Origin of the sequence: Streptomyces sp. NPDC006923, assembly GCF_040635655.1 — a bacterium.
Classification (GTDB): domain Bacteria; phylum Actinomycetota; class Actinomycetes; order Streptomycetales; family Streptomycetaceae; genus Streptomyces.
In genome coordinates, this window is record NZ_JBEYIF010000010.1 from 134,476 (window position 1) to 159,098 (window position 24,623).

20 protein-coding genes and 1 pseudogene are annotated in these 24,623 nt (G+C 68.8%); 16 read left to right on the forward strand and 5 right to left on the reverse strand.

Annotated features, from left to right (window positions below; translation table 11 throughout):
• Positions 1-70: 70 nt before the first annotated feature.
• The gene (locus ABZ707_RS21260; RefSeq protein ID WP_360177010.1) at positions 71-991 is read right to left on the reverse strand and encodes a LysR family transcriptional regulator; all 921 of its coding nucleotides are present in this window, start codon (positions 989-991) and stop codon (positions 71-73) included.
• A 125-nt stretch (positions 992-1,116) separates the two neighbouring features.
• Between ABZ707_RS21260 and ABZ707_RS21265 the strand changes: the two genes are divergently transcribed.
• The 6 genes from ABZ707_RS21265 to ABZ707_RS21290 all read left to right on the forward strand — a co-directional run bounded on the left by ABZ707_RS21265 (position 1,117) and on the right by ABZ707_RS21290 (position 9,323).
• The gene (locus ABZ707_RS21265; RefSeq protein WP_360177013.1) at positions 1,117-1,878 is read left to right on the forward strand and encodes an amino acid ABC transporter ATP-binding protein; all 762 of its coding nucleotides are present in this window, start codon (positions 1,117-1,119) and stop codon (positions 1,876-1,878) included.
• 182 nt (positions 1,879-2,060) lie between these two features.
• Positions 2,061-3,035: a glutamate ABC transporter substrate-binding protein gene (locus ABZ707_RS21270; protein ID WP_360177016.1), complete on the forward strand. Its 975-nt coding sequence runs from the start codon at positions 2,061-2,063 to the stop codon at positions 3,033-3,035.
• A 6-nt stretch (positions 3,036-3,041) separates the two neighbouring features.
• The gene (locus ABZ707_RS21275) at positions 3,042-3,689 is read left to right on the forward strand and encodes an amino acid ABC transporter permease (RefSeq protein WP_360177019.1); all 648 of its coding nucleotides are present in this window, start codon (positions 3,042-3,044) and stop codon (positions 3,687-3,689) included.
• Positions 3,686-4,612: an ABC transporter permease subunit gene (locus ABZ707_RS21280; RefSeq protein ID WP_360177022.1), complete on the forward strand. Its 927-nt coding sequence runs from the start codon at positions 3,686-3,688 to the stop codon at positions 4,610-4,612. Before ABZ707_RS21275 ends, ABZ707_RS21280 begins: the two co-directional genes overlap by 4 nt.
• 323 nt (positions 4,613-4,935) lie before the next feature.
• Complete coding sequence (locus tag ABZ707_RS21285) at positions 4,936-5,691, forward strand: class II glutamine amidotransferase (RefSeq protein WP_360177025.1); 756 nt, start codon at positions 4,936-4,938, stop codon at positions 5,689-5,691.
• A gap of 281 nt (positions 5,692-5,972) precedes the next feature.
• Entirely contained in the window at positions 5,973-9,323 is a 3,351-nt protein-coding gene (locus ABZ707_RS21290) for a right-handed parallel beta-helix repeat-containing protein (protein ID WP_360177028.1), read from the forward strand.
• 122 nt (positions 9,324-9,445) lie between these two features.
• Here ABZ707_RS21290 and ABZ707_RS21295 read toward each other — a convergent pair whose 3' ends face one another.
• On the reverse strand, positions 9,446-10,432 hold the full coding sequence (locus ABZ707_RS21295) for a WYL domain-containing protein (protein WP_360177031.1): 987 nt from the start codon (positions 10,430-10,432) through the stop codon (positions 9,446-9,448).
• 2 nt (positions 10,433-10,434) lie between these two features.
• Here ABZ707_RS21295 and ABZ707_RS21300 point away from each other — a divergent pair, with 2 nt between their 5' ends.
• The 3 genes from ABZ707_RS21300 to ABZ707_RS21310 all read left to right on the forward strand — a co-directional run bounded on the left by ABZ707_RS21300 (position 10,435) and on the right by ABZ707_RS21310 (position 12,747).
• Positions 10,435-11,022 (forward strand): SGNH/GDSL hydrolase family protein, encoded by a 588-nt coding sequence (locus ABZ707_RS21300; protein ID WP_360177034.1) that lies wholly within the window; start codon positions 10,435-10,437, stop codon positions 11,020-11,022.
• Positions 11,023-11,347: 325 nt separating this feature from the next.
• Positions 11,348-11,953: a nuclear transport factor 2 family protein gene (locus tag ABZ707_RS21305; protein WP_360177037.1), complete on the forward strand. Its 606-nt coding sequence runs from the start codon at positions 11,348-11,350 to the stop codon at positions 11,951-11,953.
• Complete coding sequence (locus ABZ707_RS21310) at positions 11,950-12,747, forward strand: SDR family oxidoreductase (RefSeq protein ID WP_360177040.1); 798 nt, start codon at positions 11,950-11,952, stop codon at positions 12,745-12,747. The genes ABZ707_RS21305 and ABZ707_RS21310 overlap by 4 nt, the downstream gene beginning before the upstream one ends.
• Positions 12,748-12,761: 14 nt before the next feature.
• Here ABZ707_RS21310 and ABZ707_RS21315 read toward each other — a convergent pair whose 3' ends face one another.
• Both ABZ707_RS21315 and ABZ707_RS21320 read right to left on the reverse strand, forming a co-directional pair.
• Entirely contained in the window at positions 12,762-13,655 is an 894-nt protein-coding gene (locus ABZ707_RS21315) for a helix-turn-helix transcriptional regulator (protein ID WP_360177043.1), read from the reverse strand.
• 128 nt (positions 13,656-13,783) lie between these two features.
• On the reverse strand, positions 13,784-14,794 hold the full coding sequence (locus tag ABZ707_RS21320) for an NAD(P)-dependent alcohol dehydrogenase (protein ID WP_360177046.1): 1,011 nt from the start codon (positions 14,792-14,794) through the stop codon (positions 13,784-13,786).
• A gap of 397 nt (positions 14,795-15,191) precedes the next feature.
• Here ABZ707_RS21320 and ABZ707_RS21325 point away from each other — a divergent pair, with 397 nt between their 5' ends.
• The 3 genes from ABZ707_RS21325 to ABZ707_RS21335 all read left to right on the forward strand — a co-directional run bounded on the left by ABZ707_RS21325 (position 15,192) and on the right by ABZ707_RS21335 (position 19,050).
• Complete coding sequence (locus tag ABZ707_RS21325; RefSeq protein WP_360177049.1) at positions 15,192-16,658, forward strand: aldehyde dehydrogenase; 1,467 nt, start codon at positions 15,192-15,194, stop codon at positions 16,656-16,658.
• Positions 16,659-16,955: 297 nt separating this feature from the next.
• A complete protein-coding gene (locus ABZ707_RS21330; protein ID WP_360177052.1) occupies positions 16,956-17,813 on the forward strand; it encodes a helix-turn-helix transcriptional regulator in 858 nt (285 codons plus the stop codon).
• Positions 17,814-17,991: 178 nt separating this feature from the next.
• The gene (locus ABZ707_RS21335) at positions 17,992-19,050 is read left to right on the forward strand and encodes an aldo/keto reductase (RefSeq protein WP_360177055.1); all 1,059 of its coding nucleotides are present in this window, start codon (positions 17,992-17,994) and stop codon (positions 19,048-19,050) included.
• A gap of 107 nt (positions 19,051-19,157) precedes the next feature.
• Here the strand turns inward: ABZ707_RS21335 and ABZ707_RS21340 are convergent, their stop codons facing one another.
• Positions 19,158-20,777: an NAD(P)/FAD-dependent oxidoreductase gene (locus ABZ707_RS21340; RefSeq protein ID WP_360177058.1), complete on the reverse strand. Its 1,620-nt coding sequence runs from the start codon at positions 20,775-20,777 to the stop codon at positions 19,158-19,160.
• A 397-nt stretch (positions 20,778-21,174) separates the two neighbouring features.
• Between ABZ707_RS21340 and ABZ707_RS21345 the strand changes: the two genes are divergently transcribed.
• The 4 genes and pseudogenes from ABZ707_RS21345 (at position 21,175) to ABZ707_RS21360 (ending at position 24,397) form a co-directional block, all read left to right on the forward strand.
• The gene (locus tag ABZ707_RS21345) at positions 21,175-22,053 is read left to right on the forward strand and encodes an NAD(P)H-binding protein (RefSeq protein WP_360177061.1); all 879 of its coding nucleotides are present in this window, start codon (positions 21,175-21,177) and stop codon (positions 22,051-22,053) included.
• 132 nt (positions 22,054-22,185) lie between these two features.
• Complete coding sequence (locus ABZ707_RS21350; protein ID WP_360177064.1) at positions 22,186-22,539, forward strand: winged helix-turn-helix domain-containing protein; 354 nt, start codon at positions 22,186-22,188, stop codon at positions 22,537-22,539.
• Between the two features lie 99 nt (positions 22,540-22,638).
• The gene (locus tag ABZ707_RS21355) at positions 22,639-23,853 is read left to right on the forward strand and encodes a helix-turn-helix transcriptional regulator (protein WP_360177067.1); all 1,215 of its coding nucleotides are present in this window, start codon (positions 22,639-22,641) and stop codon (positions 23,851-23,853) included.
• A 122-nt stretch (positions 23,854-23,975) separates the two neighbouring features.
• A pseudogene (locus ABZ707_RS21360) lies at positions 23,976-24,397 on the forward strand (ATP-binding protein).
• The last annotated feature ends 226 nt before the right edge of the window (positions 24,398-24,623 follow it).

The window sequence follows — 24,623 nt, forward strand, 5'->3', positions numbered from 1 at the left end:
CAGCCGCCCGGGGATCCGGACCACACCGGGGACGCCCCGGCGGTCCGCCGTGTCGTGATGACACGTGTCATCACGACGGCCGTTCCCCCGGGCCGTCCCGCATCGCACGGGCCGCCGTCCGTATCTCCCGCAGTACGGTCGCCACCGCGGGCACGCGTGCCATGTCCGGCCACAGCAGCGCGTAGGTGCGCCGCAGCGGCCAGTTCCGCAGCGGGCGGTGGACCAGACCCGGTGCGACATGCGCGTACAGGGCCAGCTCGCTGATCAGGCTGATGCCGAGCCCGGACGCCACCAGCGCCTGAATGGCGCTCACATCGTCGACGGTCGCCGTGATCCTGGGCTGGAAGCCCAGATTCGTACAGGCCGCCATGAAACGGTCCCGGAAGCTCTCCATCACCCAGTCGCGCGAGGAGAGCGCGGAGAGGTCGATCGAGGCCCGTCCGGCGAGCGGATCGTCCTCGCGCATCAGCACGCACCGGCGATCGGTCATCAGCTCCTGCCTGAGCATGGTGCCCTCGCCCTCCGGCAGATCCTCGTTCTCCCAGTTGCACAGCAGCCCGAGATCCGCCTCACCGGTTCTGATCATGCGCCGTGCCTCGACGGGTTCGGCCTGGACGACCGTGACACGCACCTCCGGGTACGTACTCCGCAGCCGCCCGATCAGTTGAGGTACGAGGGTCACGAAGCTGCTCTGGAAGGCCACCATCCGGACCAGCCCACCGCCCCGCGCCACGACCGAGGCGACCTCCTGATCCGCGGCGCGCAGCACGGAGAAGATGGCGTCCGCCTGACGGACGAGCGTGTGCCCGGTCTCGGTCAGCTCAAGGCCACGCCCCACCCTGACCACGAGGGGGGCGCCGACCGCCTGCTGGAGGCGGCGCATCTGGTAGCTCACCGCCGGCTGCGTGTAGCCGAGCGAGGCGGCGGCCGCGGTGTACGAACCCGTCCGTGCGACCTCGGCCAGTACCTGGAGCTGATGGACGTCCAACACCCGGCAAGCATAAGGGAATTTGATGAGTCGAAGAAAAAATCCTCGTTAGACACCAAGGACCGGGATTCGATCAAATGGCGGCAGCACAGGAAACCGCTCGACATCCCTCCCCGCAGGAGTTCCGTGTGACCACCACCGCCGAAGCCGGCCGCCGCCCCCTGGTACAGATCCGCGGCGTTGACAAGCACTTCGGCGACACCCAGGTACTGCACCACATCGACCTGGATGTCGCGCCGGGCGAGGTGGTGGTGATCGTGGGTCCCTCGGGCTCGGGCAAGTCCACCCTCTGCCGTTGCGTCAACCGCCTGGAGACGACGACCTCGGGCACCATCACCATCGACGGCGTACCGCTGCCCGAGGAGGGCCGTGAGCTCGCCCGGCTGCGGGCCGACGCCGGCATGGTCTTCCAGTCGTTCAATCTCTTCGCCCACCTGACGGTGTTGCAGAACCTCACGCTCGCACCCGTCAAGGTGCGGGGCCTGTCCCGGGCGGAGGCCCGGGAGCGTGCGCTGAGTCTTCTCGCCAGGGTGGGCCTCGCCGACAAGGCCGACGCACTCCCGGCCGAGCTGTCCGGCGGCCAGCAGCAGCGGGTCGCGATCGCCCGGGCCCTCGCGATGGATCCGAAGGTACTGCTCTTCGACGAGCCGACCTCCGCGCTCGACCCGGAGATGATCCAGGAAGTGCTGGAGGTGCTCGTCGAACTCGCCGCGGAAGGCATGACGATGATCGTCGTCACGCACGAGATGGGATTCGCGCAACAGGCCGCCGACCGCGTCGTGTTCATGGACGCCGGCCGGATCCTGGAGACGGCGCCGCCCGCCGAATTCTTCGCCGCCCCCCGGCACGAACGTGCCGCCGACTTCCTCTCCAAGGTGCTTCGTCACTGAACCGGGCGTCGTCGGCCACACCCCCGGCCGGCACGTCCCCCTGTGCCACGGGCCCCCGGGTCCTTCTCTCCCGCGACCCGCGCGGGCCCTTCCCCAGCGCCGCCGCTCCGCGGACGTCACCCTGTCGGAGCGGCGGCGCTTCCCCTCATCGTGCCCGATCCGCTTCCCCTGCCGGAGAACCCATGACCATCACAGCAGCACTGAAGACCGCCGCCACCAGAAGGCGCGCCGGCGCCCTCGTCGCGATCGTCGCGGCCACGGCCCTGACGGCCGCGTGCTCGGGATCCTCGTCCTCCACGGCGAAAGTCCCGGGCGCACCCGGGGCCCGGGCCGGCGCCGCGCCCGCCGACAGCGCCGCGGTCATCGACTCGCTGATAGCCGCCCAGAAGCCGGCCGACGCGTCGCTGATGCCGGCCGGCTCCACCGCGGCGGAGATCAAGAAGCGCGGGAAGCTCCTTGTCGGCGGCACGCAGACCGCGGCGCTGTTCTCGCTTCTCAACCCGACGACCGGCAAGGTCGACGGGTTTGACGCCGCACTGTCCCGGCTGCTGGCGCAGTACATCATCGGCAAGCCCGAGACGGAGCTGGTCAATGTCACGGCCCAGACGCGGGAAGCGCTGCTGAGAAACCACTCCGTCGACACGGTGTTCGCCACCTACACCATCACCCCGGAGCGCGCGAAGGTCATCAACTTCGCGGGTCCCTACTACCTGGACGGCCTGTCGATCCAGGTCAAGAAGGACAACACCGACATCACCACGCTGAAGGACCTCGCCGGCAAAACCGTCGTCACCGAGTCGGGCTCGACCGCGGCCAGGACCATCAAGGCCCAGGTGCCCACCGCCCGGATCCAGCTCTTCGAGACGAACACCGAGTGCCTGCAGGCGCTCAGGCAGGGCCGGGCCGACGCCTATGTGCTCGACCAGGGCGTGCTCGCCGGAAACGCCACCACCAACCCGGACGTCAAGGTCCTGTCCGAGACCTTCAGCAAGGAGGCCTACGGGATCGGCCTGCCCCTCGACAAGCCCGACTTCAAGAAGTTCGTCAACGACTGGCTGCGGAAGATCGAGGCGGACGGCACCTGGGGCAAGGTGTGGAAGGCGACCCTCGGCACCCAGGTGCCCGGCGCGGTTCCCACCCCACCGAAGATCGGCTGACCGCCGATGGGCGTCATCACATCCAACCTGGACGTATTCGGTCACGGCCTGCTGGTCTCCCTGGAGATCAGCGGATCGACCTTCGTTCTCGCGGGTCTCCTCGGGCTTGTCCTCGCTGTGTTCAGGATCAGCCCCGTGACACCGCTGCGTCTGTTCGGCAGGTTCTACGTATCCACGGTACGAAGCGTCCCGCTCCTCGTCCTGCTCACCCTGTTCGTGTTCGGACTGCCGGAAGTCGGGCTGGTCTACTCGCTCTTCTGGACCGTGGTGACGGCCATGAGCCTGTACTGGGCGGCGTTCTTCTGCGAGACGCTGCGCTCGGGCGCCCGTGCCGTTCCCCTCGGCCAGATCGAGGCGGCCAGGGCGCTCGGCTTCACCTTCGGACAGGTGGTGCGGCTCATCGTTCTCCCGCAGGCGCTGCGCTCGATCATCCAGCCGCTGGCGTCCCTGCTGATCGCGGTGATGCTCAACTCCTCACTGGCGGCGGCCGTCGGTGTCACCCAGGAACTGACGGGCCAGACCCAGTTGCTCGACCAGCAGTACGCGAAACCCCTGATCACCTTTGGTGCGGCGGCTGCCTGCTACGTCGTGCTCACCCTGGCGATCGGTCGGCTGGCCGCGCTTCTGGAGCGCAGGCTGGTGGTGCTGCGATGACCACGTCGTTGGCAAAGCCGGCCGAGTACACCGCGAAGCAGCCCGCCGGGTCCGGAAAACGGAGCGGCCCCGTACGCGGGCTTGCCGCGCTGATGGCCAGGGCGGAGGAGGACGACGTACCGCTCTTCGACACACCGGGCCCGCGTGGGCGGCGGCGGGTCGCCGTGGCCACAGCGGTCTCCCTGCTCCTGATGGCCGCGCTGATCGCCGTCGCGATTGGCCAGTTCGCGGTCAAGGGGCAGCTCGAGGCGGACAAGTGGCGCCTCTTCGCCCAGTGGCCCGTCATCCGGTACCTGCTGACCGGCCTCTGGGCAACCGTCAAGGTCACCCTGGTCAGCGGTGCCATAGCACTGCCCCTCGGGGCGCTGCTGGCCCTTGCGCGGCTGTCCGGGACGCGGTTCCTGCGGTGGCCCGCGAGTGTCTATGTCGAGCTGATGCGGGCGGTCCCGCTGCTGCTGCTCATCTACGCGTTCCTGCTGGGACTGCCGAGCACCGGCGTCAAGCTGTCGCTGTTCTGGCAGCTCGTCTGGCCGATCGTCCTCACCAACGCGGCGGTGTTCGCGGAGATCTTCCGCGCCGGCGTCCGGGCACTGCCGCCCGGACAGACCGAGGCCGGGCATGCGCTGGGGCTGGGCCACTGGACCACGATGCGACTCGTCGTGCTGCCCCAGGCGGTCAGACAGACCGCACCGGCCCTGGTCAGCCAGCTCGTCCGGCTGCTGAAGGACAGCACGCTGGGCTATGCCGTCAGCTTTCTCGAACTCCTCAACTCGGCCAAGGTGCTGGGCGAGTTCAATCACACGATCGTCCAGAGCTATCTCGTCGTGGCGTTTGTCTTCGTCCTCGTCAATGTGGCGCTGGCATCCGCGGCGAACCGGCTGGAGCGCCGGCTCGGCGGCGCCCGCAGGCGCCGCCGCCCCTGAGGCGCGTGTGAGCAGTGGCCTCGTCCGCCCGCGGGGCGGGGCCCACAGCGTCCGGTGCGTGTGATCGCACGGCGGAGGAGCGGTCTCGTACAGGACGTACGGGGCTGACTCCGACCACGCCGCGTGCGCGCCGGACGCCGTGAGCCAGGCGCGCTGTCAGCTCCCCGCCGGTGCCGGCGGCACCTTCCCCCGGTCCGTCCCCACCCGTCCGGCCACCGGCCGGTCCGTGCTGCGCGAAAACAGTGACCTCTCAGCGAGGCGAGCCGTGATCTGCCCGGCGCCCTGCCGTGCCGATGCCCGTACAGAGAAGAGAAGAGAGCCCCATGTGTCGACTTCTGGGCGTAGTCGCCGGAGAACCCGCGCCGGTCAGCGATCTGCTGAGCGATGATCTCGATCCGTTCCTGGCGCTGGCGTGCGAGCACAGCCACGGCTGGGGCTTCGCCTTCCGCTCCCGGGGCGGCGCCGTCGAGTCCGTCAAGGAGCCCGCCAGCGCCGAAAGGAGCACCCGGCTGCGCCCGCTCCTGACGTCCTGCACCACGGACGCGGCGCTGCTGCACCTGCGGATGGCCAGCGAAGGCTTCCCGGTCACCATGGCCAACACTCATCCGTTCGGCGACGCGGAGACCGCCTTCGCCCACAACGGGGACTTCACCCCCTACACCAGTCTCGACGGCGTGATCGGGCCCGAGCTTCTCACCCTGGCCGAGGGGGACACGGACAGCGAGCGCTTCTCCCTCGCCGTCCGCCGCCGGATGAATGACGGCCTCTCACCGGCCAAGGCCCTCATCCAGACCGCCGACGACCTGCGCTCCCTGACCACCGGCTTCGCCAGTCTGAACTGCCTGTTGCTGACGCCCACCGCACTGCTCGCCTACACCGAGCACGACGCGGGCTCCGAAGTCATCCAGCGCCGGGGCGCGGGCTATTTCGGTCTGCACTACCGTCAGCACGGGAACAGGACCGTCGTCGCCTCCACCGGATGGCCCCACCCGGAACCGGAGTGGACGACGCTGCCGGAGCGGCACGTCCTGGAGATCGCCCGAGGGGGCGCCCCCAGGGTCACGGTGTACGGAGCCTGAGGCCGCTGCCGGCCGGTATCCGGCCGGACCTGTCGGACCTGTCGGGTTATGTCGAACCGGCGGTGCCACGCCGGGCCGACCCCGCGTGCCAACTGTTGAGTATCCTCTGAAAGTCTCATCCGGCCGGCCGTTCCCGCAGCACAGACCGCGTCCGAGAGCAGGCCGGGCGCCGCGGGCCAGGATGGGTGGTTGCCGTCCCGCGCGGGGCAGAATGGCCACTGCCGTGCCGTACTTGGTGGTTCAAGTCGGGCAGGCAGCACCAGGACTGAGGAGGACCGGGCGTGGCACGCCAGATTTTGACCGTCGGCAAGGACGGCACCGGCGAGTACCCGACGATCGGTGAGGCTCTCGCGCGAGCCCGCTCCGGCGCGGTGATCCGCGTCCGTCCCGGCTCGTACAGCGAGAGCCTCACCGTGCAGAGCCGGGCCACCATCGTCGCCGACGGGCCCCGCGGCTCCGTGGAGATCGCTCCTCGTTCGGGCAGCGCCATCACCCTGGCGGCCGATGCCGTCATGCTCACGGACCTGGTTCTGCGCGGCGGCGAGGGCGACCTGCCCGTGGTCGACGCCGCGCGGGGGCAGGTCGCGCTGGACGGCTGCGAGATCCTCGGCACCGGCTGGACCGCGCTGCTCAGCCGTAACAACGGCTCGCTGGCGATGCGCGGCTGTCGCGTCAGCAACCCGGTCGGAGCGGGCGTTGTCGAGGCGGGCTCCGTCGGCAGTGTCCTTGAGGGCTGCGTCATCGAGCACCTCGGCACGTCCGCCGTCGTCATCAGCGAGAACGGCCGGGCCACCGTACGCGGCAGCAAACTGCGCGACGCCCGCGGCAACGGCGTCCTCGCCAACGGACAGTCCAAGGGCTCCATAGAGGACTGCGAGATATCGTCGACCGACAAACCCGCCGTGGCCCTGGAGGGCGACTCCAGCGTCGCCGTACTCCGTACCACGGTCCACACCTCGCTGATCGGCCTCTACCTCGCGAGTGCGGCTCGCACGCTCCTGGAGGACGTGCGTGTCCGCGACACCACCGGCCATGGAATCGTCCTGGCCAACCGCTCGGATCCCCACCTGACCCGCTGCGCCACCGAACGCACCCGCGGCAGCGGACTCCTCGTCACCGGCCGGGCCCGGGGACAGTTCACCGACTGCGCCTTCACGACGGCGGCCCAGACGGCCATCCACATCAGTGAGTCCAGCACCCCGGTCCTCACCGGCACCAAGGTCAGCGACAGCGAAGGCATCGGTGTGCTGCTGACCGAGGAGTCCGGAGCCGAGTTCGACCGGCTGGACGTCTCCGGCGCGCGCGGTGTCGGCGTCGCCGTGCGCTCCGGCGCCAACCCGCTGCTGCGCCACCTGCGGGTCACCGGCTCCCGCGGCCCCGGTGTGCTGGTCACGGACGAAGGCAGGGGCAGGTTCGAGGACTGCGAGATCGAGAGCACCATCGGCGCCGGACTGCGTACCGAGAGCAACGGCAATCCGCACATCGGCAATTCCGCCTTCCGTGCGGCGGGCAAGGCCGGCGTCTCCATCGGCAAGGGCGGTCTTGGCTCGCTGCGCGACTGCGAGGTGACCGGCAGCGCCGGCTCCGGTGTGGCCGTCGAGGACAGCGGCGACATCTCCCTCGTCCGGACCAGGGTCACCGGATCGAGCGCCCATGGTGTGCTGGTCTCGGCCGGCGGCAGGGCCACTCTCAACGGCTGCGAACTGAGCGGCAACACCGGTGACGGCATGCGCTTCGACAGTGCCGAACAGATCTCCGTCACCGCGTGCACCGTGCGCTCCAACCAGGGTGCGGGGCTACGCCACTCCAAGCCCGGCACGCGGTTCACCGTGGACGGTCTCACCAGCTCGGACAACAAGGTCGCGGACTCCTGGCCGGGCGCGGAGCCCGCGGAGGGCGGCGCGGGCGCGGACGGACCGGGCGGCGGCGGTTCGGACAAGGAGAACACCCCGGCGCCCGAGACCGCCCCGGCGCCCGAAGGCCCGTTCGCGGAGCTGGACTCACTGGTCGGTCTGGCGGGCGTCAAGCACCAGGTCAACACACTCATCAGCCTCGGCCGCCTCACCCAGCGCCGCGCCCAGCTCGGCATCCCCGCACCGCCGATGAGCCGGCACATCGTCTTCGCCGGTCCGCCCGGCACCGGCAAGACGACGGTGGCCCGGCTCTACGGCGCCATTCTCGCGAGCCTGGACATGCTGCCCTCCGGACACATCGTCGAGGTGTCGCGGTCCGACCTGGTCGCCCAGGTCATCGGCGGCACGGCCATCAAGACGACGGAAGCCTTCGAAAGGGCCCTCGGCGGTGTGCTGTTCATCGACGAGGCATACACCCTGCTCTCCGACAGCAAGGGGTCCGGCGCCGACTTCGGGCAGGAGGCCATCGACACCCTCGTCAAACTCATCGAGGACCATCGCGACGAAGCCGTCGTCATCGCCGCCGGCTACTCCAAGGAGATGCAGGATTTCCTCGCGGCCAACCCCGGCCTGTCGTCCCGCTTCACCCGCACCATCGAATTCGACAACTACTCCGTGGACGAACTCATCACCATCACGGAGAACATGTCCACCAGTCACAGCTACGTTCTCGACCCACTGGCACGCCAGGCGCTTCACCTGCGCTTCTCCCAGATGCGCCGCGACGCCACATTCGGCAACGGACGCGCGGCCCGGCGTGTCTTCGAGGAGATGGTCGACCGGCAGTCCTACCGGCTGGGTTCCCTCCCGGACGCGAGCGAGGCCGACCTGATGCTGATCCTCCCCGAGGACGTCGGCGACGAGGAGGCCGCCCAGGTCCGGTCCGGTGACGGCGACGCCGCGGAAGACTCCGACATACTCGCCAAGTTCCGCTCCATGGTGGGGCTTGAAGCCGTCAAACGCGAGGTCGGGGGCATCGTCGACCTGCTCACCACCTACCGGCAGCGCGAGGCGGTCGGGCTGCCCACGCCCCGGATCAGTCACCACCTGGTCTTCTCCGGTCCGCCGGGAACCGGCAAGACAACGGTCGCACGGCTCTACGCGGACCTGCTGCGCTCCTTCCGTATCCTGCCGCGCGGCCAGCTCGTGGAGGTGGCCCGTGCCGACCTGGTGGGCCGCTACATCGGCCACACCGCGCAACTGACCACCGAAGCCTTCGAGAAGGCCATCGGCGGTGTGCTGTTCATCGACGAGGCATACACACTGACCCCGGAGAACTCCCCCCAGGACTTCGGCCGGGAGGCGGTCGACACACTGCTGAAGCTGATGGAGGACCACCGGGACGAGGTCGTTGTCATCGCCGCCGGCTACCCGGACGAGATGGGCCGTTTCCTCGACTCCAACCCGGGTCTGGCCTCACGCTTCTCCCGGCAGGTGGAGTTCGAGAACTACTCGACGGACGAACTGCTCGCCATCATCCGGGAGCAGACCGCGACCGCCGGCTACGAATGCGCGCCGGAGACCCTGGCCGCCCTGCGCGTCCATCTGGACGGTCTGCCGCGCGGCCGGTCGTTCGGCAACGCCCGACTGGCGCGGCAGCTCATCGAGGCCATGATGACCCGTCAGGCCGGCCGCCTCGCCGGCGTCGGTGCCCCGGATCTGGAGGCGCTGACCACACTGCTGCCGGAGGACCTGCCCCCTGTCCCGGCGGTGCGCTGAGAGAGCCGGCCGGCCGTCGATGTGGATGCCGTCGTCGGGGGACTCGCCCACGGCGGCCGGCAGCGGCGGGTGGGGTGGGCGGACAGGCCAGGTAGCGGGACGCGGCGACGTGGAATTCTCGGCTAGGAGTACTTCTGAAGGATTTGTGCAGCGATTTCCCGGATGCGCTCGCGGGCTTCCGCGGGGCCGGTGACGGTGACGCTGTTGCCGAACTGCAGGAGCAGGCGAACGTCCTCCACGTCCCGAGCGGTGACCGTGATGCGTACTCGTTGCGTTCCTGCGGTGTCCCGAACGGTCAAGCGGCGGCCGAGGATGCGCCTCGCTCGACTGAGTTGGTTCGAGTCAAGTTCGGCGTGGATCCGGAAGGCTTCCGCGTTCTCCCAGTGGGCCGTCAGTTCGCTTGCGACGCTTTCCAGGGTCACGTCCGGACGCATTCGACGAGCTGCCTGAATCGGCTCCCAGTCGACGATCCGTTCCAGCGCGTGAAGTCGAGGACGGCCCGCGGAGTCGGCCACGAGATACCACCTCCCGGCTTTGGCCAGTAGCCCATACGGGTCTATGACCCGCCAGGTGGCCTCGATGTCCTCGGATCGGCGGTAGCGGATACGCAACCGCACACCGCGCCGCAGGTCACCCACCAGCGCTGCCGGAGGCAGTCCCTCGGTGTCTCTGGAGAACCACGGTCTGTTGTCGGTGGTCACGACCGCGCTCAAGGGCAGCACATCGGTGTTCGACAGGCGCAGGGGCGATCGCATCTTCTGGCGCGCGCGCTGGGTGTCGGCCGCGGCTCCCAGTTGCTCGCGCTGCATGTCGTCGAGGCCGTAGAGCGCGAGATGGTCCCGTTCGCTGGGGGTGAGCCGTGACGTGTCGAGCAACCCACCGGAGAGAAGGGTCACCCCGCCCCAACGGCCTCGTCGGATCAGCAGCGGGAAGCCCGCCTCTTGTAGCCACTGCAGATCTCGCAGGACGGTACGGACCGACACACCGACGTGCGCCGCCAGATCGGCGGTCGTCATGGTCTCCCGAGACTGCAGCGCCATCAGCAGTGAGAAGAAACGATCCGACGTCACGGGATCAAGAATCTCAGAAAACCTGACGGAAACCGTCATGTATGAGAGGCAAGCTGCAGTCGTCCAGTGAGACCGACCGGCCCAAGGATGTTCAGATGACGGTCCTTCTTGTAGGTGACAGCAATCTCGCTCGCCTGTACTACGAACTCCCCGACTTGGTGCCGCGAGCGTTCGGCGCCGACGTCGAGTGCCGAGCCGCAGGAGGCGCATGGTCCGGATCCCTTCGCCACCAGATCGGCGACCGGACAGTGCGGGACTATGAGGCGGTCGTGGTGTCGATCGGAAGCAGCGACAGCCACCCGCCCTACGGCAGTTCCCCGGCAGCCTTCCGCGAGAACCTGTCCCGGGAACTGGAAAGCGGAGGACGGTGGATCGCCCTTCTACCGCGTGACCTGCTCCGCGCTTTCGCCCCCTGCACAGCTGATGAGGTCAACCCTCGGATCCGGGGCTTCAGCGGGATTCTGGCCGAGTTGGTCAAGGCATCCGGCGGCATCGCACTGGATGTAGGGGCGATAACCGGAACACTCGCGCCGGCGGCGTACGACGACGATGGTATCCATCTGACGCGCGGGGCCTACGAGAAGCTGGTGCCCGAGATCGCTGACGCGATCAAGGCGGTCGCACGATGAAGTAGCTCCTCGCAGCAGTGGAACGCGGGATCACCCACCGGGTAGGCGGGGCACCCCGCCCCAGCGGCCTCGTGATCAAGAATCTCAGGAAACATGACGGAATCCGTCACACATGACAGGCAAGCGTCAGTCGTCCACCAGAACAACCCGAACCTCGGCAGGCAAAAAGCCCCCGCCGACATTCAACGAAGGCTCATGCAAGATCGAGGTCAGCCTGGCCGTATTACGTCCTGGTTGGGCGAAGGGGATCTTTCTAGGGTCGATGTCAGGGATTCAGGGCGGCGCACCGCCCTGAATCCGACCGGCCTATTCCAGGGAGAGACCCATGTCCGCGACCTTCGAGCAGCCGGCCGTCACCGGCGAGAGCCGGGACGGCCTGATGGCCCGCCTGCGCCGTCTGGAGGACAAGGAGCGATTGCGTTCCTTGATGATCCGTGGCTGGCGCGCCTTGGACGCCAGGGACTGGGAAACGTGGATCGCCTGCTGGACCGACCACGCGCTGATGGAATTCGGTCCGTGGCCGCCGATCCGGGGCCGGGAAGAGATCCTCCGAGTGGTGAGCGAGGCGGAGGCCCCCTACGACTCGATGCAGCACCACATCCTCAACATGGAATTCGACGTCGTCGGCGACACGGCGACCGGGATCGGCTACATGTGGTTCGTCGCGGTACCCGAACCGCACCTGCGCGACCGGCCGTACGCCATGGGCGGACCGTACGCCTGGGAATTCGTCCGTACGGCGGACGGCTGGCGGCTCTCCCGCCAGCGGCTGGGCGTCTCCTGGGAAACCGGTGAGGATCCCACGCGGGCCTTTTCTGAGCAATCGCTCCCAAGCGATCACGAGCAATCCCGAGCAATGGAAAACAAGTTCCGGCAGAATCCGGCGGCCGCCGGGCCGGGCGGAAGCGTGAAGAAAGGCGTAGCGCTATGACATCGACGCGGACGGACACCCGGCAGAGCGGTCTCACCGATGCGGTGCTGCTCGTGACCGGCGGCACGAGCGGTATCGGTCTTGCCACGGTGCGCCATCTTCTGGAGAGCGGAGCCCGGGTGGTGGTGACGGGGCGGGACAACGAGCGGCTGATGACGGCCTGCGAACAGCTCGAAGACGTCTCCGACCGGGGTTCCCGGCTGCTGCCGGTGCGGACGGACGCTGCGGATCTCGCGGGCGTCGACACGCTCATGCGCGAGATCGGAGAGCGGTACGGCCGGCTCGACGGCCTTTTCGCCAACGCGGGCTCCGGCATCTTCAAGACCATCCACGACACCGACGAGGACGATTTCGACGAACTGGTGGCGGTGAATTTCAAGGGTGTCTTCTTCACGGTGAAGAAGGCCCTTCCGCTGCTGCGGCAGGCGGGCGGCGGTTCGATCGTCCTCAACGCCTCCTGGACCCTGCACCGGGGCATGGTCCCGGCGGCGGTCTACGCGGCCACCAAGGCGGCCGTCCACAATCTCGCCCGCTCCCTCGGGACCGATCTCGCGCACGAGGGAATCCGCGTGAACTCGGTGAGTCCCGGCTATATCAGGACGCCGATGTACGACTTGTTCGTGCCGGGCGAGGCCGGGCGGGAGGCCACCGCCGCCGCGGTCCCGGCCGGGCACAACGGGACGCCGGAGGACATCGCACACACCGTCGGCTTCCTCCTGTCGCCGCGGTCCCGCTACATCGTGGGCCAGGACGTCGTGATCGACGGGGGCCTGGTCATGGGCCTGCCGCGGTGAGGTGAACCGGCAGGTCAGCCTTCCCCCGGAGCGTGACTTCCCCGAGGGGCCGCGGCGGTCAGCGGCCCCACGGGTGAGGGCTCCCGCCCGGCGAGGCTGTCCAGCAGCCGCAGCGCGTGTTCCGAGGGGCTGCCCGGCTCGGCCTGGTAGACGAGAAGCTGCTGGCCCGGGGCGCTGTTCACGCTGAACGTCTCGTAGGTCAGGGTCAGGTCCCCGACCACGGGGTGGTGGAAACTCTTGTCCGACCATGTCTTGGCGCGTACGTCGTGGCTGTTCCACAGCCTCCGGAAGTCCGCGCTCCCCGCCGAGAGTTCCGCCACGAGCGACACGAGCCGTTCGTCCTCCGGATCGACACCGGCCGCGGCCCGCAGGGACCCGACGCCATTGCGTGCCACCCTCTCCCACTCGGTGTAGAACTCGCGGGAGGCGGGGGAGAGGAAGACAAAACGCAGCAGGCTGTCGCCGGGCTCCATCGGCGAGAAGAGGGCCCTGGTGAGGTCGTTCGCCGCGAGCACGTACAGACAGCGGCTCAGCACCATCGCGGGAGTGTCCGTCCAGCCGCTCATCAGCCGCAGGAGGTGGGGGCTGACCTCCTCGCTCCACTCCTGCCGGAACCGGGCGCCGCCGCGGAGCCGGGCCAGACCTCGCAGGTGGACGCGGGCCTCGGTGTCGAGCCGCAGGACACAGGCCAGGGCGTCGAGCACCTGCTCCGAAGGGTGCCGTTCGCGTCCCTGCTCCAGCCGGGTGTAGTAGTCCTTGCTGACCCCGGCGAGCGCGGCCACCTCCTCGCGGCGCATTCCCGGTGTGCGCCGCCGGCCCCCGGTCATCACCAGGGGATCCGGATCCGTGGTGATGCGCCGTGCCCGCAGAAATTCTCCGAGCTCGTTGGTCTTCCTGTTGGCAGTCATGCTCACCATGCGTCTCCGACGGACGTCGCCCTGCTGGGGCGGGTCGTCCATTTTACCGGTCGGGCGCGGGCGCACGACCGGAGGCGCACGGCTCCGGAACCGTGCGCCTCCCATCGAGCGGCCGGCGGTCAGCCGACGCGGACGACGATCTTCCCGAACGCGCCCTGACCGAGCCGCTCGAACGCCTGCGGCGCGTCGTCGAAACCGTAGACGGTGTCGATGACCGGCTTGATGCCTTGGGCCTCGACGAAGGCGGCCAGCTCCTCGAAGGCGCGCCGGTGGCCGGTGGCGATGCCGGTGATACGGGTCTGCCCGTACAGGAGCGGCATGAGGTCCAGGGAGGCGGTCATCGACTCCAGGAAGCCGATGACGGAGACGTGTCCGTCCGGGCGTGTGGCGGACACCGACCGGTTCAGGCTGCTGCCGCCGGCCACGTCGAGCACCTGGTCGACGCCATTCCCGCCGGTGAGCTCGACGGCGGCGGCCGCCCAGTCGGGCGCGGTCCGGTAGTTGATCACCTCGGTGGCGCCGAGTTCCCGCATCCTGGCCAGCCTGCCGTCGTCGCTCGACGTGGCGATGACACGGGCCCCGGCGGCCGAGGCGAGCTGCGCCGCGGCGACGGAGACACCGCCGGTCCCCTGCACCAGCACGGTCTGCCCGGGCTCCAGCCCGCCGCGCTCGAACAGCGCGAACCACGCGGTCAGCGCGGCGATGGGCAGCGTGGACGCCTCTTCGTCGCTGAGCGTCGGCGGCGTGGCGACCGCGCCGTCCTGGTCGAGCAGCAGGTATTCGGCGAGGCCGCCGTCGAGCGGCCCGCCGAGGGTGAAGTCGCCCAGGTCGCGGGGCGGAGTCCCGTCCAGCCAGCGTGACGCGTAGTGCGAGATCACCCGGTCGCCGACGGAGAACCGGCTCACTCCCGTGCCGACGGCGCTCACCGTCCCCGCGGCGTCCGACACGGGGATGAGGTTCCGCGGCATTTTCTCCGGGGTGTAGTAGCCCTCCGCGACGGCGCGGTCGCGGAAGTTCAGGGAAACCGCGGAGACCCTCACCAGGATCTGACCGGGCCCTGGTTCCGGGGTCGGCACCGTGCGCTGTTTCAGATTCTTCAAGCCGAAGTCTTCGAGGACGAAAGCCTTCACGGGGAACTCCCTGGTGATGTAACTGAATTACCGCCGCCGTTACTGAGCGACAACGGTCAATCCGACCACAGGAACAGGGGCATTGACGCTTTCCAGGCGGGGTGCGGCACACCCAGGCTGCGAACTCGGCACGCGGTAGCGGCCAGGGCCGACCTCAACCGGCGGACCGTCAGGGAGGGTGCGACACACCCACCCTGACCGGCCGCCTTTTTGCTAGCGTCGAGACCCAGCAGGACTTCCGGGAGCGGCGGGCCCGCAATTCGCGGCACACCGCGCCCTGGAATGCGGGCGCCCGCGCGCGTACGCATGATGCTGTGAAGCGCCGCCGCACGCCGGTGTGCGACCCCGGGGGAAGAAACTCCAGGGAGAAAGCCGATCCCCGCGAAGGGAAAATCCCATGAGCACCAGTGTTTCCCCGGCCGTGCACACGGAATTCTTCATCGGCGGACGATGGGTGGCGCCCCGTACGCACACCACCGTTCAGGTCCGGTCGGCGAACACCGGCGAGCCCATCGGCTCCGTGCCCGCCGCCGGCCCGGCGGACGTGGATGCCGCCGTGGCCGCCGCCCGGGCCGCTTTCGACGCCCGGGACGGCTGGGCGCACCTGCCCGCTTCCCTGCGCGCGGACGTGTTGCGGCGCTTCGCCGACGCACTCGACGCCCGTGCCGACGCCATGGCGCCCTTGGTGAGCGAACAGAACGGCATGCCGATCTTCCTGGCCAAGGCGGGGGACTCCCGGCGGCCGGGCCACCTGCTGCGCTACTACGCCGGTCTGCTCGACGGGCCGGACGGGGCCGGAGAGGAGATCAGGGAGAGCGGTGGCACCGGCCGTACGCTGGTGCGCCGGCTCCCGCTCGGCGTGGTGGCAGCCGTCGTGCCGTGGAATTTCCCCAACACCATGGCCGCGCTGAAGTACGCGCCCGCGCTCGCCGCAGGCTGCACGGTCGTCCTCAAGCCGTCGCCGGAGACCGTCCTCGACACGTACCTGGTGGCGGAGGCGGCCGTCGAGGCCGGTCTGCCGGAGGGCGTGCTGAACATCGTGCCGGGCGGCCGGGACACCGGGGCGCATCTGGTGGGCCACCCCGGGGTCGACAAGGTCGCCTTCACCGGCTCCACGGCGGCGGGGAGGGGGATCGGCGAGGTCTGCGGGCGGCTGCTGCGTCCGGTCACACTGGAACTCGGCGGCAAGTCGGCCGCGATCGTGCTGGACGACGCCGACCTCGACCTGAAGACCGCCGCACCACGCCTGGCACCGGCGCTGTTCGGCAACAACGGGCAGACGTGCTTCATCACCAGCCGTGTCCTGGCCCCGCGCAGCCGTTACGAGGAGGTCGTCGAGACCGTCACCGCGCTGGCCCGCTCGCTCAGGGTCGGCAACTCCCTCGACCCGACGACCCAGGTGGGTCCCCTGGTGAGCGAGCGGCAGCGGGAACGCGTGGAGGAGTACATCGCCCAGGGCGTCGCCTCCGACGCGCGGCTGATCACCGGCGGGGGACGGCCGGCGGGCCTGCGCGCGGGCTGGTTCGTCGAGCCGACGGTCTTCGCCGATGTCGACCCCTCCGACCCGATCGCGCGGGAGGAGATTTTCGGCCCGGTGGTCACCGTCACCCCGTACGAGGGCGAGGACCAGGCGGTGGAGCTGGCCAATGACTCGGAGTACGGCCTGGCGGGAACGGTGTGGACGACCGACCCCGACCGTGGCCTCGCCGTCGCGCGCCGGATCGTGACGGGCTCCGTCGGGATCAACCACTACTCCCCGGATGTCACCGCCCCCACAACCATGATCAAGGCCAGCGGGATCGGGCTGAAATTCGGCCCCGAGGCTCTCTTGTCGTACCAGCGCTACCAGTCGCTCTACCTCTGATGGCCGATGTCGTTGCCTTTCTCCTCGGCGAGGGCGCCGCCTCCATTACCGGAGAAGACATCAATGTCTCGGCCGGCCTGGTGATGTATTGAGGTGAGTCAAAGGACTGTCCCGTCATCCCCGGCGGGCTCGCGAGACGGCCACGGCACGTCGCCGCGTTGCCGGAACGCCTCCCCCATGTGTCCAGTACGGGGGCGCACTCCGTCTTACGGCGTACCGCATCCGGCGCCGCTCGCTGTTTCACCACGGATGACGGCACAGCCCCGCGGCCGGACGACATCAGAAAGGCGGACGGTCATGTCTGTCGGAAAGAAGAGCAACGAACTCGGTGAGTTCTTGCGGGCCCGGCGGACCTCGACGGAACCCGACCCCGACGTGATCACGTCCGGTCGGCGGCGGACGACCGGAATGCGCCGCGAGGAGGTGGCGGCGCTCGCCGGGGTCAGTAAGGACTACTACACCCGGCTGGAGCAGGGGCGCGAGCGCTATCCCTCGGACCAGGTCCTCGACGCGATCGCCCTCGCCCTCCGCCTTGACGCCGAGGCCCGGGCCCACCTGCTGGGCCTGGTGCGCCGCCAGGGCGCGGCCCGGTACCGAAGGACCTGGAGCCAGGAAGTCGGCCCGGACCTGGTGCGACTGATGGCGGGATGGACGGACACTCCCGCGATGGTGCTGAGCCGCTGCCTGGACGTGCTCGCGGCCAACGCACTCGCTCGCGTGCTGTTCTCGCATGTGCGACCCGGCGACAATCTGCTGCGCTTCATTTTCCTGCATCCGGCGTCCCGCTGTTTCTATCCCCAGTGGCAGGAAGCGGCGCGGGACGGAGTCGGGGCTCTACGGGCGGCGGCCGGCGCCGATTCCGGGGATCCCCGGCTCATCCTGCTGGTGGCGGAGCTGGCGGCCGGCAGCGAGGAATTCCGGCGGCTGTGGGACAGCCATTATGTACGGGGCAAGACATCCGCGGACAAGGAATTCCACCACCCCGGGGTAGGGGAATTCACGTTGACCTACGAGACGCTCGCCGTGAGCAGCACGCCCGGGCAGCAGTTGGTCGTCTACCAGGCCGAGCCGGGCAGCTCCTCCGAGACGGCGCTGCGGCTGCTGAGCACTCTTACCGAGGACACGGTCGCTTCTGGCAGGCAGGCAAGGCCGTGAGCGAGGTGCCCAACGGCCGATTCCGAGTCGTACGTGGGAATGGCGGCACCGGCCGCCGGTGTCCGAATGGGGGGTGCGATGCACCCTCTCAATCGAGCCTGCTGACGACCCTCGTGTGCATAGACTTTTGTCGTTGTAAGGAATTGTCACAGCGAACTCACGAACGAAGACGGGCACGATGAAATTCAACAGGTTGGGAAACACCGGTCTCCTCGTCTCGCAACTCTGCTTCGGGACGATGACATTCAGTGGCTCAGGTGGTGTCTACCAGCACATCGGAAATGTCGGCCAGGCAGGCGCCGACGAACTCGTCAAGGCGGCGGTGGACGCCGGCATCAACTTCTTCGACACGGCCGACGTTTATTCGGCCGGGCAGAGCGAGGAGATTCTCGGCCAGTCCTTCCGCAACCTCGGCATCGCCAGGCACGAATACGTTCTGGCGACCAAGGTGTACAGCCGTATGGGGCCCGGCCCCAACGACGTCGGCGCTTCGCGCGGACACATCATGAACGCGGTGGAGGCGAGTCTGCGCCGGTTGCAGACCGATTACCTCGATCTCTATCACGTCCATGCCACTGACACGCTCACTCCCGTCGAGGAAACCCTGCGAGCGCTGGACGACCTGGTCCGGCAGGGGAAGGTCCGCTATGTCGGCGTCTCCAATTGGCATGCGTGGCGGATCGCCAAGGCCCTGGGAATCCAGGCGCGTTCCGGCTACGCCCCGCTGAGTACGGTCCAGGCCTATTACTCGGTCGCCGGGCGGGACGTCGAGCGCGAGATCGTTCCGCTGCTCGCGGAGGAGGGCTTGGGACTGCTCGTCTGGAGCCCCCTGGCCGGTGGTCTGCTCTCGGGCAAGTTCAGCCGCGACAACCAGAACCCCGAGGGGTCCCGGCGGTCCGGCTTCGACTTCCCCGTGGTCGACAAGGAGCGGGCCTGGAAGGTGATCGACGTACTCGGCCCCATCGCCGAGGCGCACGGGTGCAGCCCGGCCAGGATCGCCCTCGCCTGGCTCCTTGCCCGCCCCGCTGTCACATCCGTGCTCGTCGGCGCGAAGCGGCTCGACCAGCTGCGGGACAACGTGGCCGCCGTGGATGTCGTCCTGACACACGAGGAGACCCGCCAACTGGACGAGGTCAGCCAACTGCCCCCGGAGTACCCGGGCTGGATGGTCGAAACCCAGGGAGCGGACCGCTGGGGAGCCGTCGACCTCTGGGAGACCCACGTCGCCCAGTCCTGACCCCACCCCCTGACCGAACCGCACCCCCGCCCCGCCGAGCCCCGCACCTTCCCCGGCGGGGCCGGCGGGCCTCGCAGGGCTCGCCCGGGGGCGGTCCGGCGCCCCGGTCATCTCAGCCTTCCGGGGCGTCGGGCGTCTCGGAGTACCTGCCGGGCGGTCAGACGACCCGATGCCGCGTGGGTGCCGGCACCGGGCCAGGTCGCGGCACCGGTCAGATACAGCCCGGAGACCGCGGTGCGGTAGCCGCTGTGCCCCGGCATCGGGCGCCACATGAAGTTCTGCGAGAGATGGTGGCTGCCGGCGATGCTGTCGCCGCCGACAAGATTGGGATTCCCCGCTTCCAGGTCCTCGGGCGTGTGTACGGTCATCGCGGCGATCCGGGCCGAACTGCCGGGCGCGTAGCGCTCCAGTTTGGCCAGAACCCGCTCGGCGACGGCGTCAGCCACCTCGGACCAGCGAGTGCCCCGGATGATTCCCGCGGCATCACCACGGATCACCGACGGCACGGTGCGCACCTGAATCCACACCGTGTGGCGCCCTGCGGGGGCCCGGCTGGGATCCACACCCGAGGTCTGTCCCACGACAAGCAGTGGGTCCTGGGGCAGGAGTCCGGCCTGGGCCTCGGCGTAGGTGCGGGCCAAGTCCGTGACGTAGGGCGCCACATGGACGTATCCGAAGCCGGCGAGCTCATGTCCCGCAGCCCATGGCAGGGGCGCGTCGAGAGCCAGGTGCATCATCAATGTGCCCGGGCCGTACCGGTAGCCGCGTGCTGTGCGCCGCACCTCGGCGGGGACATGTTCGGATCGCAGGAGCTGTCCGTACAGTGCCGCGGGTCCGACGTTTCCGATCACGGCCCGGCGCGCCCCGAACACGGCGCCGTCCGTGGTGCGCACAGCGACGGCCCGGCCGTTCCGGCACCGCACCTGGGCCACTTCCGTGCCTGTCCGGACCACACCGCCCCGCTCGACGAGTACGGCGGCCAGCGCCGCCGGCAGCCGCTGGGCGCCGCCCTCGACCACGGACATCCCGTTCTCCATCCCCGCGAACAGCTCCAGCAGCGGGAACATGGCCCCGCCTGCCACGTCAGGGCCGAAGTCGAGGTGCATGGCCCAACAGGCCGCCAGAGCCCGCGCCTCGTGGGTGGCGAACCAGGTCTCGCCCAGTTCCCGCGTGCTCATCAGGAGTGTGCGGGTGAGTTCACTTACGCCGTGCGGGCGCAGGCGCCTCAGCAGGCTCAGCATCTGCCGGAAGGCGGCGGCCGACGGTAGGGCGCAGCCGTAGAGGGCGAAGAGGTGCGGTGCGAAACGCTGGTACTGACGGTAGAGACCGGCGAATCCCTCGGCGTCCTCGACGCTGTGAGCTGCGAGATCATCAAGCGTATGGGCGTAGTCGCGGTACACCCGCAGGCTCCGGCCGTCCGGATACACATTGGCGTAGGGGTGTTCAGTGGTGCGAAACGCCAGCCCGTGACGTGTCAGATCCGTTCGGAAGTCGGCGTACGCGCGGGAACCGAGGAAGAGGTTCTGGTTGGTGGAGTACAGGTCGTGGACGAACCCGGGCAGTGTGATTTCGCCGCTCGCGATCGCACCGCCCACCACGGTGTTGCGTTCGAGCACTGCCACCGACCATCCCGCCCGCGCCAGATACAGGGCGGCCACCAGTCCGTTGTGGCCACCGCCGATCACAATCGCGTCGTAGGAGTCGTCCGAGGAGCCTTCCGGGGTCATGAGCCGTACCTCCCGCCCACGAAGCAGTGAGACCTGTAACTACCAGTTTGGACCGGTTCTGGCGCAGGGGGCCCCCGGGCTGAGCGGCACCTCGACCCCGTCACGTCTCGCGCAGGCGACCCCACGGAGCGCCGTGTCGCGGCGCAACCCGGGCATGGCGGCGGGGGCCGGACCGGCTCGGACGCCGGCGTGAGCCCGGTCTCCTTGCGCAGTGTTACTTACGACTTGCATCGAACCTAACACTCGCGTTAACGTCAGATACGAAAATGATCGAACCTATGAGTTGCTTCGAAGGAGCCGCGCTGTCGCGGGGGAGCCCTGAGGCGGCCAACGGCGCTCATGGAGCGCCCCGAGGCTCCATCGTTGTCCGCTCTGCCCGGATCGGAGGATCACTGACATGACTCGCTATGTGCTCACCGGAACAACGGGCCGCCTAGGCTCCCGAGTCCTTCGCGGCATTCTGGAGAAGGCGGAGATTCCGACCAGCGACCTGGTCATCTCGACATCGAACCCCGCTCGTGTCCCAGCCGTCGCGCGGCGGCACGGAGTCGAGGTGCGGCCTGGCAGCTACACCGATCCCGCGTCGATGAGATCCGCGTTCGCCGGTGCCGATGTCCTGTTCCTCATGTCCCATCCCGACCCCGGCATTCAGCGCGTGGCACTGCACAGGAACGCGATTGAGGCGGCCCGGGAGGTCGGCGTCAGCACGGTGATCTACTCAAGCATGATGCTGGGGGGCGAGACGGGCATGGACAGTGTCATCGGCATCCAGCAGGGCCATATCCACACCATGCGCTACCTGGCACAGAGCGGGATCGACCACATCATTGTCCGGCAAGGCATCTACGCGGAAGCCTGGCCCGCTTACGTCGGCTTCCAGCCGCAGATCTTCAGGAAGCGGATCTCCGGCAAGGAGGGGGACCGGCGAGCCCTCGAATGGGTCGTCCCCCACGACATCGCCATTGCCTGGACGGCCCTGGACGAACTGGGCGACGGCAACGCCGCCGTCATCGCCCACCACCAGGATTTCCTTGGACAGACGCTCCGGCTCACCGGGCCGACAGCCACCAAGGTCAGTGAGATCGCACGCGTGGTGGAGGAACGGACGGGCCGTCCCGTCAACCTTCGAGTCGTCGGAAGTCAGGGAGCCGACGGTTGGTACGACGGTCTGGCGAGGGGCGAGGGCGCGGTGGTGGATCCGCTGCTCGGGCGGTTGCTGGGCCGCCGCCCGAAGGGTCTCCAGGAGATGCCCGACGAACTGTTCCTCCTGCCGTAGTCGTTTTCGAGCGTAACCTTTCAGTGTTCGACAGCCTCGGGCTTGGCGCCGCCGAGTGATCCGGAAGTCCTGAGCGACGGGACGTCACTCCGTAGGGTCAAGGAGCAAGCGCATGGAGGGGAAGGCATCGCGGTGACCGAAGCCAAGGAGCAGCCGGCTACCGAGCAGCTTGAGTTGGGGGTGGTGTTCGCCGCACTTGCGGACCCGCTTCGGCGATCGATGGTCGAGGAGCTTCTTCGTGAGCCGGCCGGTGTCCGACGCAAGTGCTCAAGCTTCGGCCTCGGTGTGCCCAGGTCGACGATGACCCACCACTTCAAGGTGCTCCGCGAGGCGGGTCTGATCACACAGTTCGACTTCGGAAATCGCGCCGAGGTGATTCTGCGCCGAGCAGACCTCAACAGGCGGTTTCCCGGGCTGCTTGAACTGGTCGCGAACAACAGTCAGAAAGCCGAATCAGCCCGGGAAGGCGCCGGGGCTCGCGGTTAGCGGCGAAGCGTGAGGTCTGATTACGGCCCTGTGCTGCTTCTGATTACGGCCCTGTGCTGCTGAAGAAGCACGGCAGGATGGGCGGCGTACCGTGGCAGCGTGGCAAACGAAGAGCTGGGACGGGCCCTGCGCCGCTTGCGCCGTCTGGCCTCCCTGACGCAAGAAGAGCTGGCTGAGCGCTCCGGTGTGTCCGTCGATGTGATCCGTCAGCTCGAACAGCGGCGAAAGCACTCGGCGCGACTGCCCACCCTGCACGCACTGGCCAACGGCCTTGGCGTGGAGCTCACCACGCTGCTGGGCGATCCGCCCGCGGTCTCCTCCACACGAGAGAATGACGGACCGCGCTTCGTGGCGGTACGTCGCGCCATCATGCCCGTGCTCTGGGGGCCCGAGCCGGAGCCGGCAGGGCCCGATTTTTCGCTGGACCGTCTGCGTGAGCGGATCGCGGACGGCTGGACGCGCTACCACGCCGCCGAGTTCGACACGGTGATGGAGGCGTTGCCGCACGTGCTCTCGGATGCGCGCGCTGTGGCGGCGTCGCGCGACGTCGACGATCGGGGGGCCGGTTTCACAGCTCTGGGCAAGGCGCTTCAACTCGCTGGACACGTTGCCGTGCGGATGGGCAAGACCGACCTTGCGCTGACGAGCCTGGAGCGCGCGGCGGATGCTGCGGGACAGTCCTCCGATCCACTGCTTCTGCCGATGATCGTCAACTCCATGGCGTGGACCTATCAGCGGCAGGGCCGCCTGGAGGACGCGTTGAGCGTCGCGCTCCGCACCGCCGATGACATGGTGAACGCAGGCCGTGACGCGACAGCCGACGGACTGAAGGTGTGGGGCGCGCTGATCATGAGTGCTGCCACGTCGGCCGCACGGAGCGGCGACTACGAGCGCGCGGCGGCGATGATGGAGAGAGCGGAGAAGGAGGCTGTCCGCGTCTCGAATCTGCCTGATGGTGGCGACAATCGGATGGTCAGCGTCTTCAGCCTGTCGTCGGTCCGCATCGAACGTGTTCGGCTGGCAGTGCAGTACGGGCATCCTGAGGACGCCTTGGCGCTGGCCAAGGGCATGCGACTGAGCAAGGACACCCCGCCGTCCTGGCGGACATGGCTGCTGCTGGATGTGGCCAGAGCCCACACGGACATCGGAGATGCCGCCGGGGCCGTGAAGACCCTGGAGTCCCTGCGCCGGGTGGCACCGGCATGGATGCAGCACCACACGCTGGCCGTGGCCATCGTCCGTGACCTGTGGGCGCTGCCCAACCACCCACTGGGACTCCGGCCGTTGGCAGAGTTCCTGGGGGTCGGCGAATAGTGTGCTGAAAGTGGGACGTTGCGTCCCTGTCAGCGTCCCCGGCATGTCGCTTACATGAGCGGACAGCGCCCCGGCGACCGTGCGAACGGTCCCGGGGCTCGGCCGATCCGAGAGAGACTGACATGCCGCAACCTACGACGCGGGCGCGTCCCACCGGCTACCCCGGGTACAGCGAGACCCTGCCGCGCAAGCCGGAGAGCGCCGCCACCGCGCGCCGCTTGGATCGCGTCGCGTTTGCCGTCTGGGGGCTGGACGACCTGGCCGACGACGGCGCCCTGATCGTCTCCGAATTGGTGTCCAACGCCGTCCAGCACGCTCGGAGGGAAGCCATCCGGCTCACTGTTGATCGGCCGGGGCGGTCCGGGTGCGCATCGGTGTCGTGGACTTCTCGAAGGTGCTTCCTGTGCGCATTGAGCCGGCCTGCGCGGACGAGGGCGGGCGCGGCCTCGCGCTTGTGAATGAGCTGGCCGACCGCTGGGGCACCGAATTGCTGCCATGGGGCATGCGGGTGTGGGCAGAGCTGCGGGGCGGCGAGGGGGCATGAGCGGCACATCAGGTTGTGCGTTTGGGTCGTACAGGTCTCGCGTGCCCTGGCACGGTGGCTCGCTGCGTTGGAGCCGGAGCCGTGGTTTCCCCTCCCCTTTCTCTCTTCCGATTGACGGCACCAGCCCGTGCTTCCGGGGCCAGCCTGTTCCCAACGAAAGCCCCAGAAACGGTGATCGGCGCGGCGGGAATTGCCCCTGTGGTGGCCCGCGACCGTGGCGTGGAAG

Coding starts and splice junctions, on each gene's coding strand:
- ABZ707_RS21270 (WP_360177016.1), top strand. CDS start 2,061: ATGACCATCACAGCAGCACTGAAGACCGCCGCCACCAGAAGGCGCGCC.
- ABZ707_RS21275 (WP_360177019.1), top strand. CDS start 3,042: ATGGGCGTCATCACATCCAACCTGGACGTATTCGGTCACGGCCTGCTG.
- ABZ707_RS21305 (WP_360177037.1), top strand. CDS start 11,348: ATGTCCGCGACCTTCGAGCAGCCGGCCGTCACCGGCGAGAGCCGGGAC.
- ABZ707_RS21310 (WP_360177040.1), top strand. CDS start 11,950: ATGACATCGACGCGGACGGACACCCGGCAGAGCGGTCTCACCGATGCG.
- ABZ707_RS21345 (WP_360177061.1), top strand. CDS start 21,175: ATGACTCGCTATGTGCTCACCGGAACAACGGGCCGCCTAGGCTCCCGA.
- ABZ707_RS21315 (WP_360177043.1), bottom strand. CDS start 13,655: ATGACTGCCAACAGGAAGACCAACGAGCTCGGAGAATTTCTGCGGGCA.
- ABZ707_RS21340 (WP_360177058.1), bottom strand. CDS start 20,777: ATGACCCCGGAAGGCTCCTCGGACGACTCCTACGACGCGATTGTGATC.
- ABZ707_RS21335 (WP_360177055.1), top strand. CDS start 17,992: ATGAAATTCAACAGGTTGGGAAACACCGGTCTCCTCGTCTCGCAACTC.
- ABZ707_RS21300 (WP_360177034.1), top strand. CDS start 10,435: ATGAGAGGCAAGCTGCAGTCGTCCAGTGAGACCGACCGGCCCAAGGAT.
- ABZ707_RS21280 (WP_360177022.1), top strand. CDS start 3,686: ATGACCACGTCGTTGGCAAAGCCGGCCGAGTACACCGCGAAGCAGCCC.
- ABZ707_RS21295 (WP_360177031.1), bottom strand. CDS start 10,432: ATGACGGTTTCCGTCAGGTTTTCTGAGATTCTTGATCCCGTGACGTCG.
- ABZ707_RS21330 (WP_360177052.1), top strand. CDS start 16,956: ATGTCTGTCGGAAAGAAGAGCAACGAACTCGGTGAGTTCTTGCGGGCC.
- ABZ707_RS21325 (WP_360177049.1), top strand. CDS start 15,192: ATGAGCACCAGTGTTTCCCCGGCCGTGCACACGGAATTCTTCATCGGC.
- ABZ707_RS21285 (WP_360177025.1), top strand. CDS start 4,936: ATGTGTCGACTTCTGGGCGTAGTCGCCGGAGAACCCGCGCCGGTCAGC.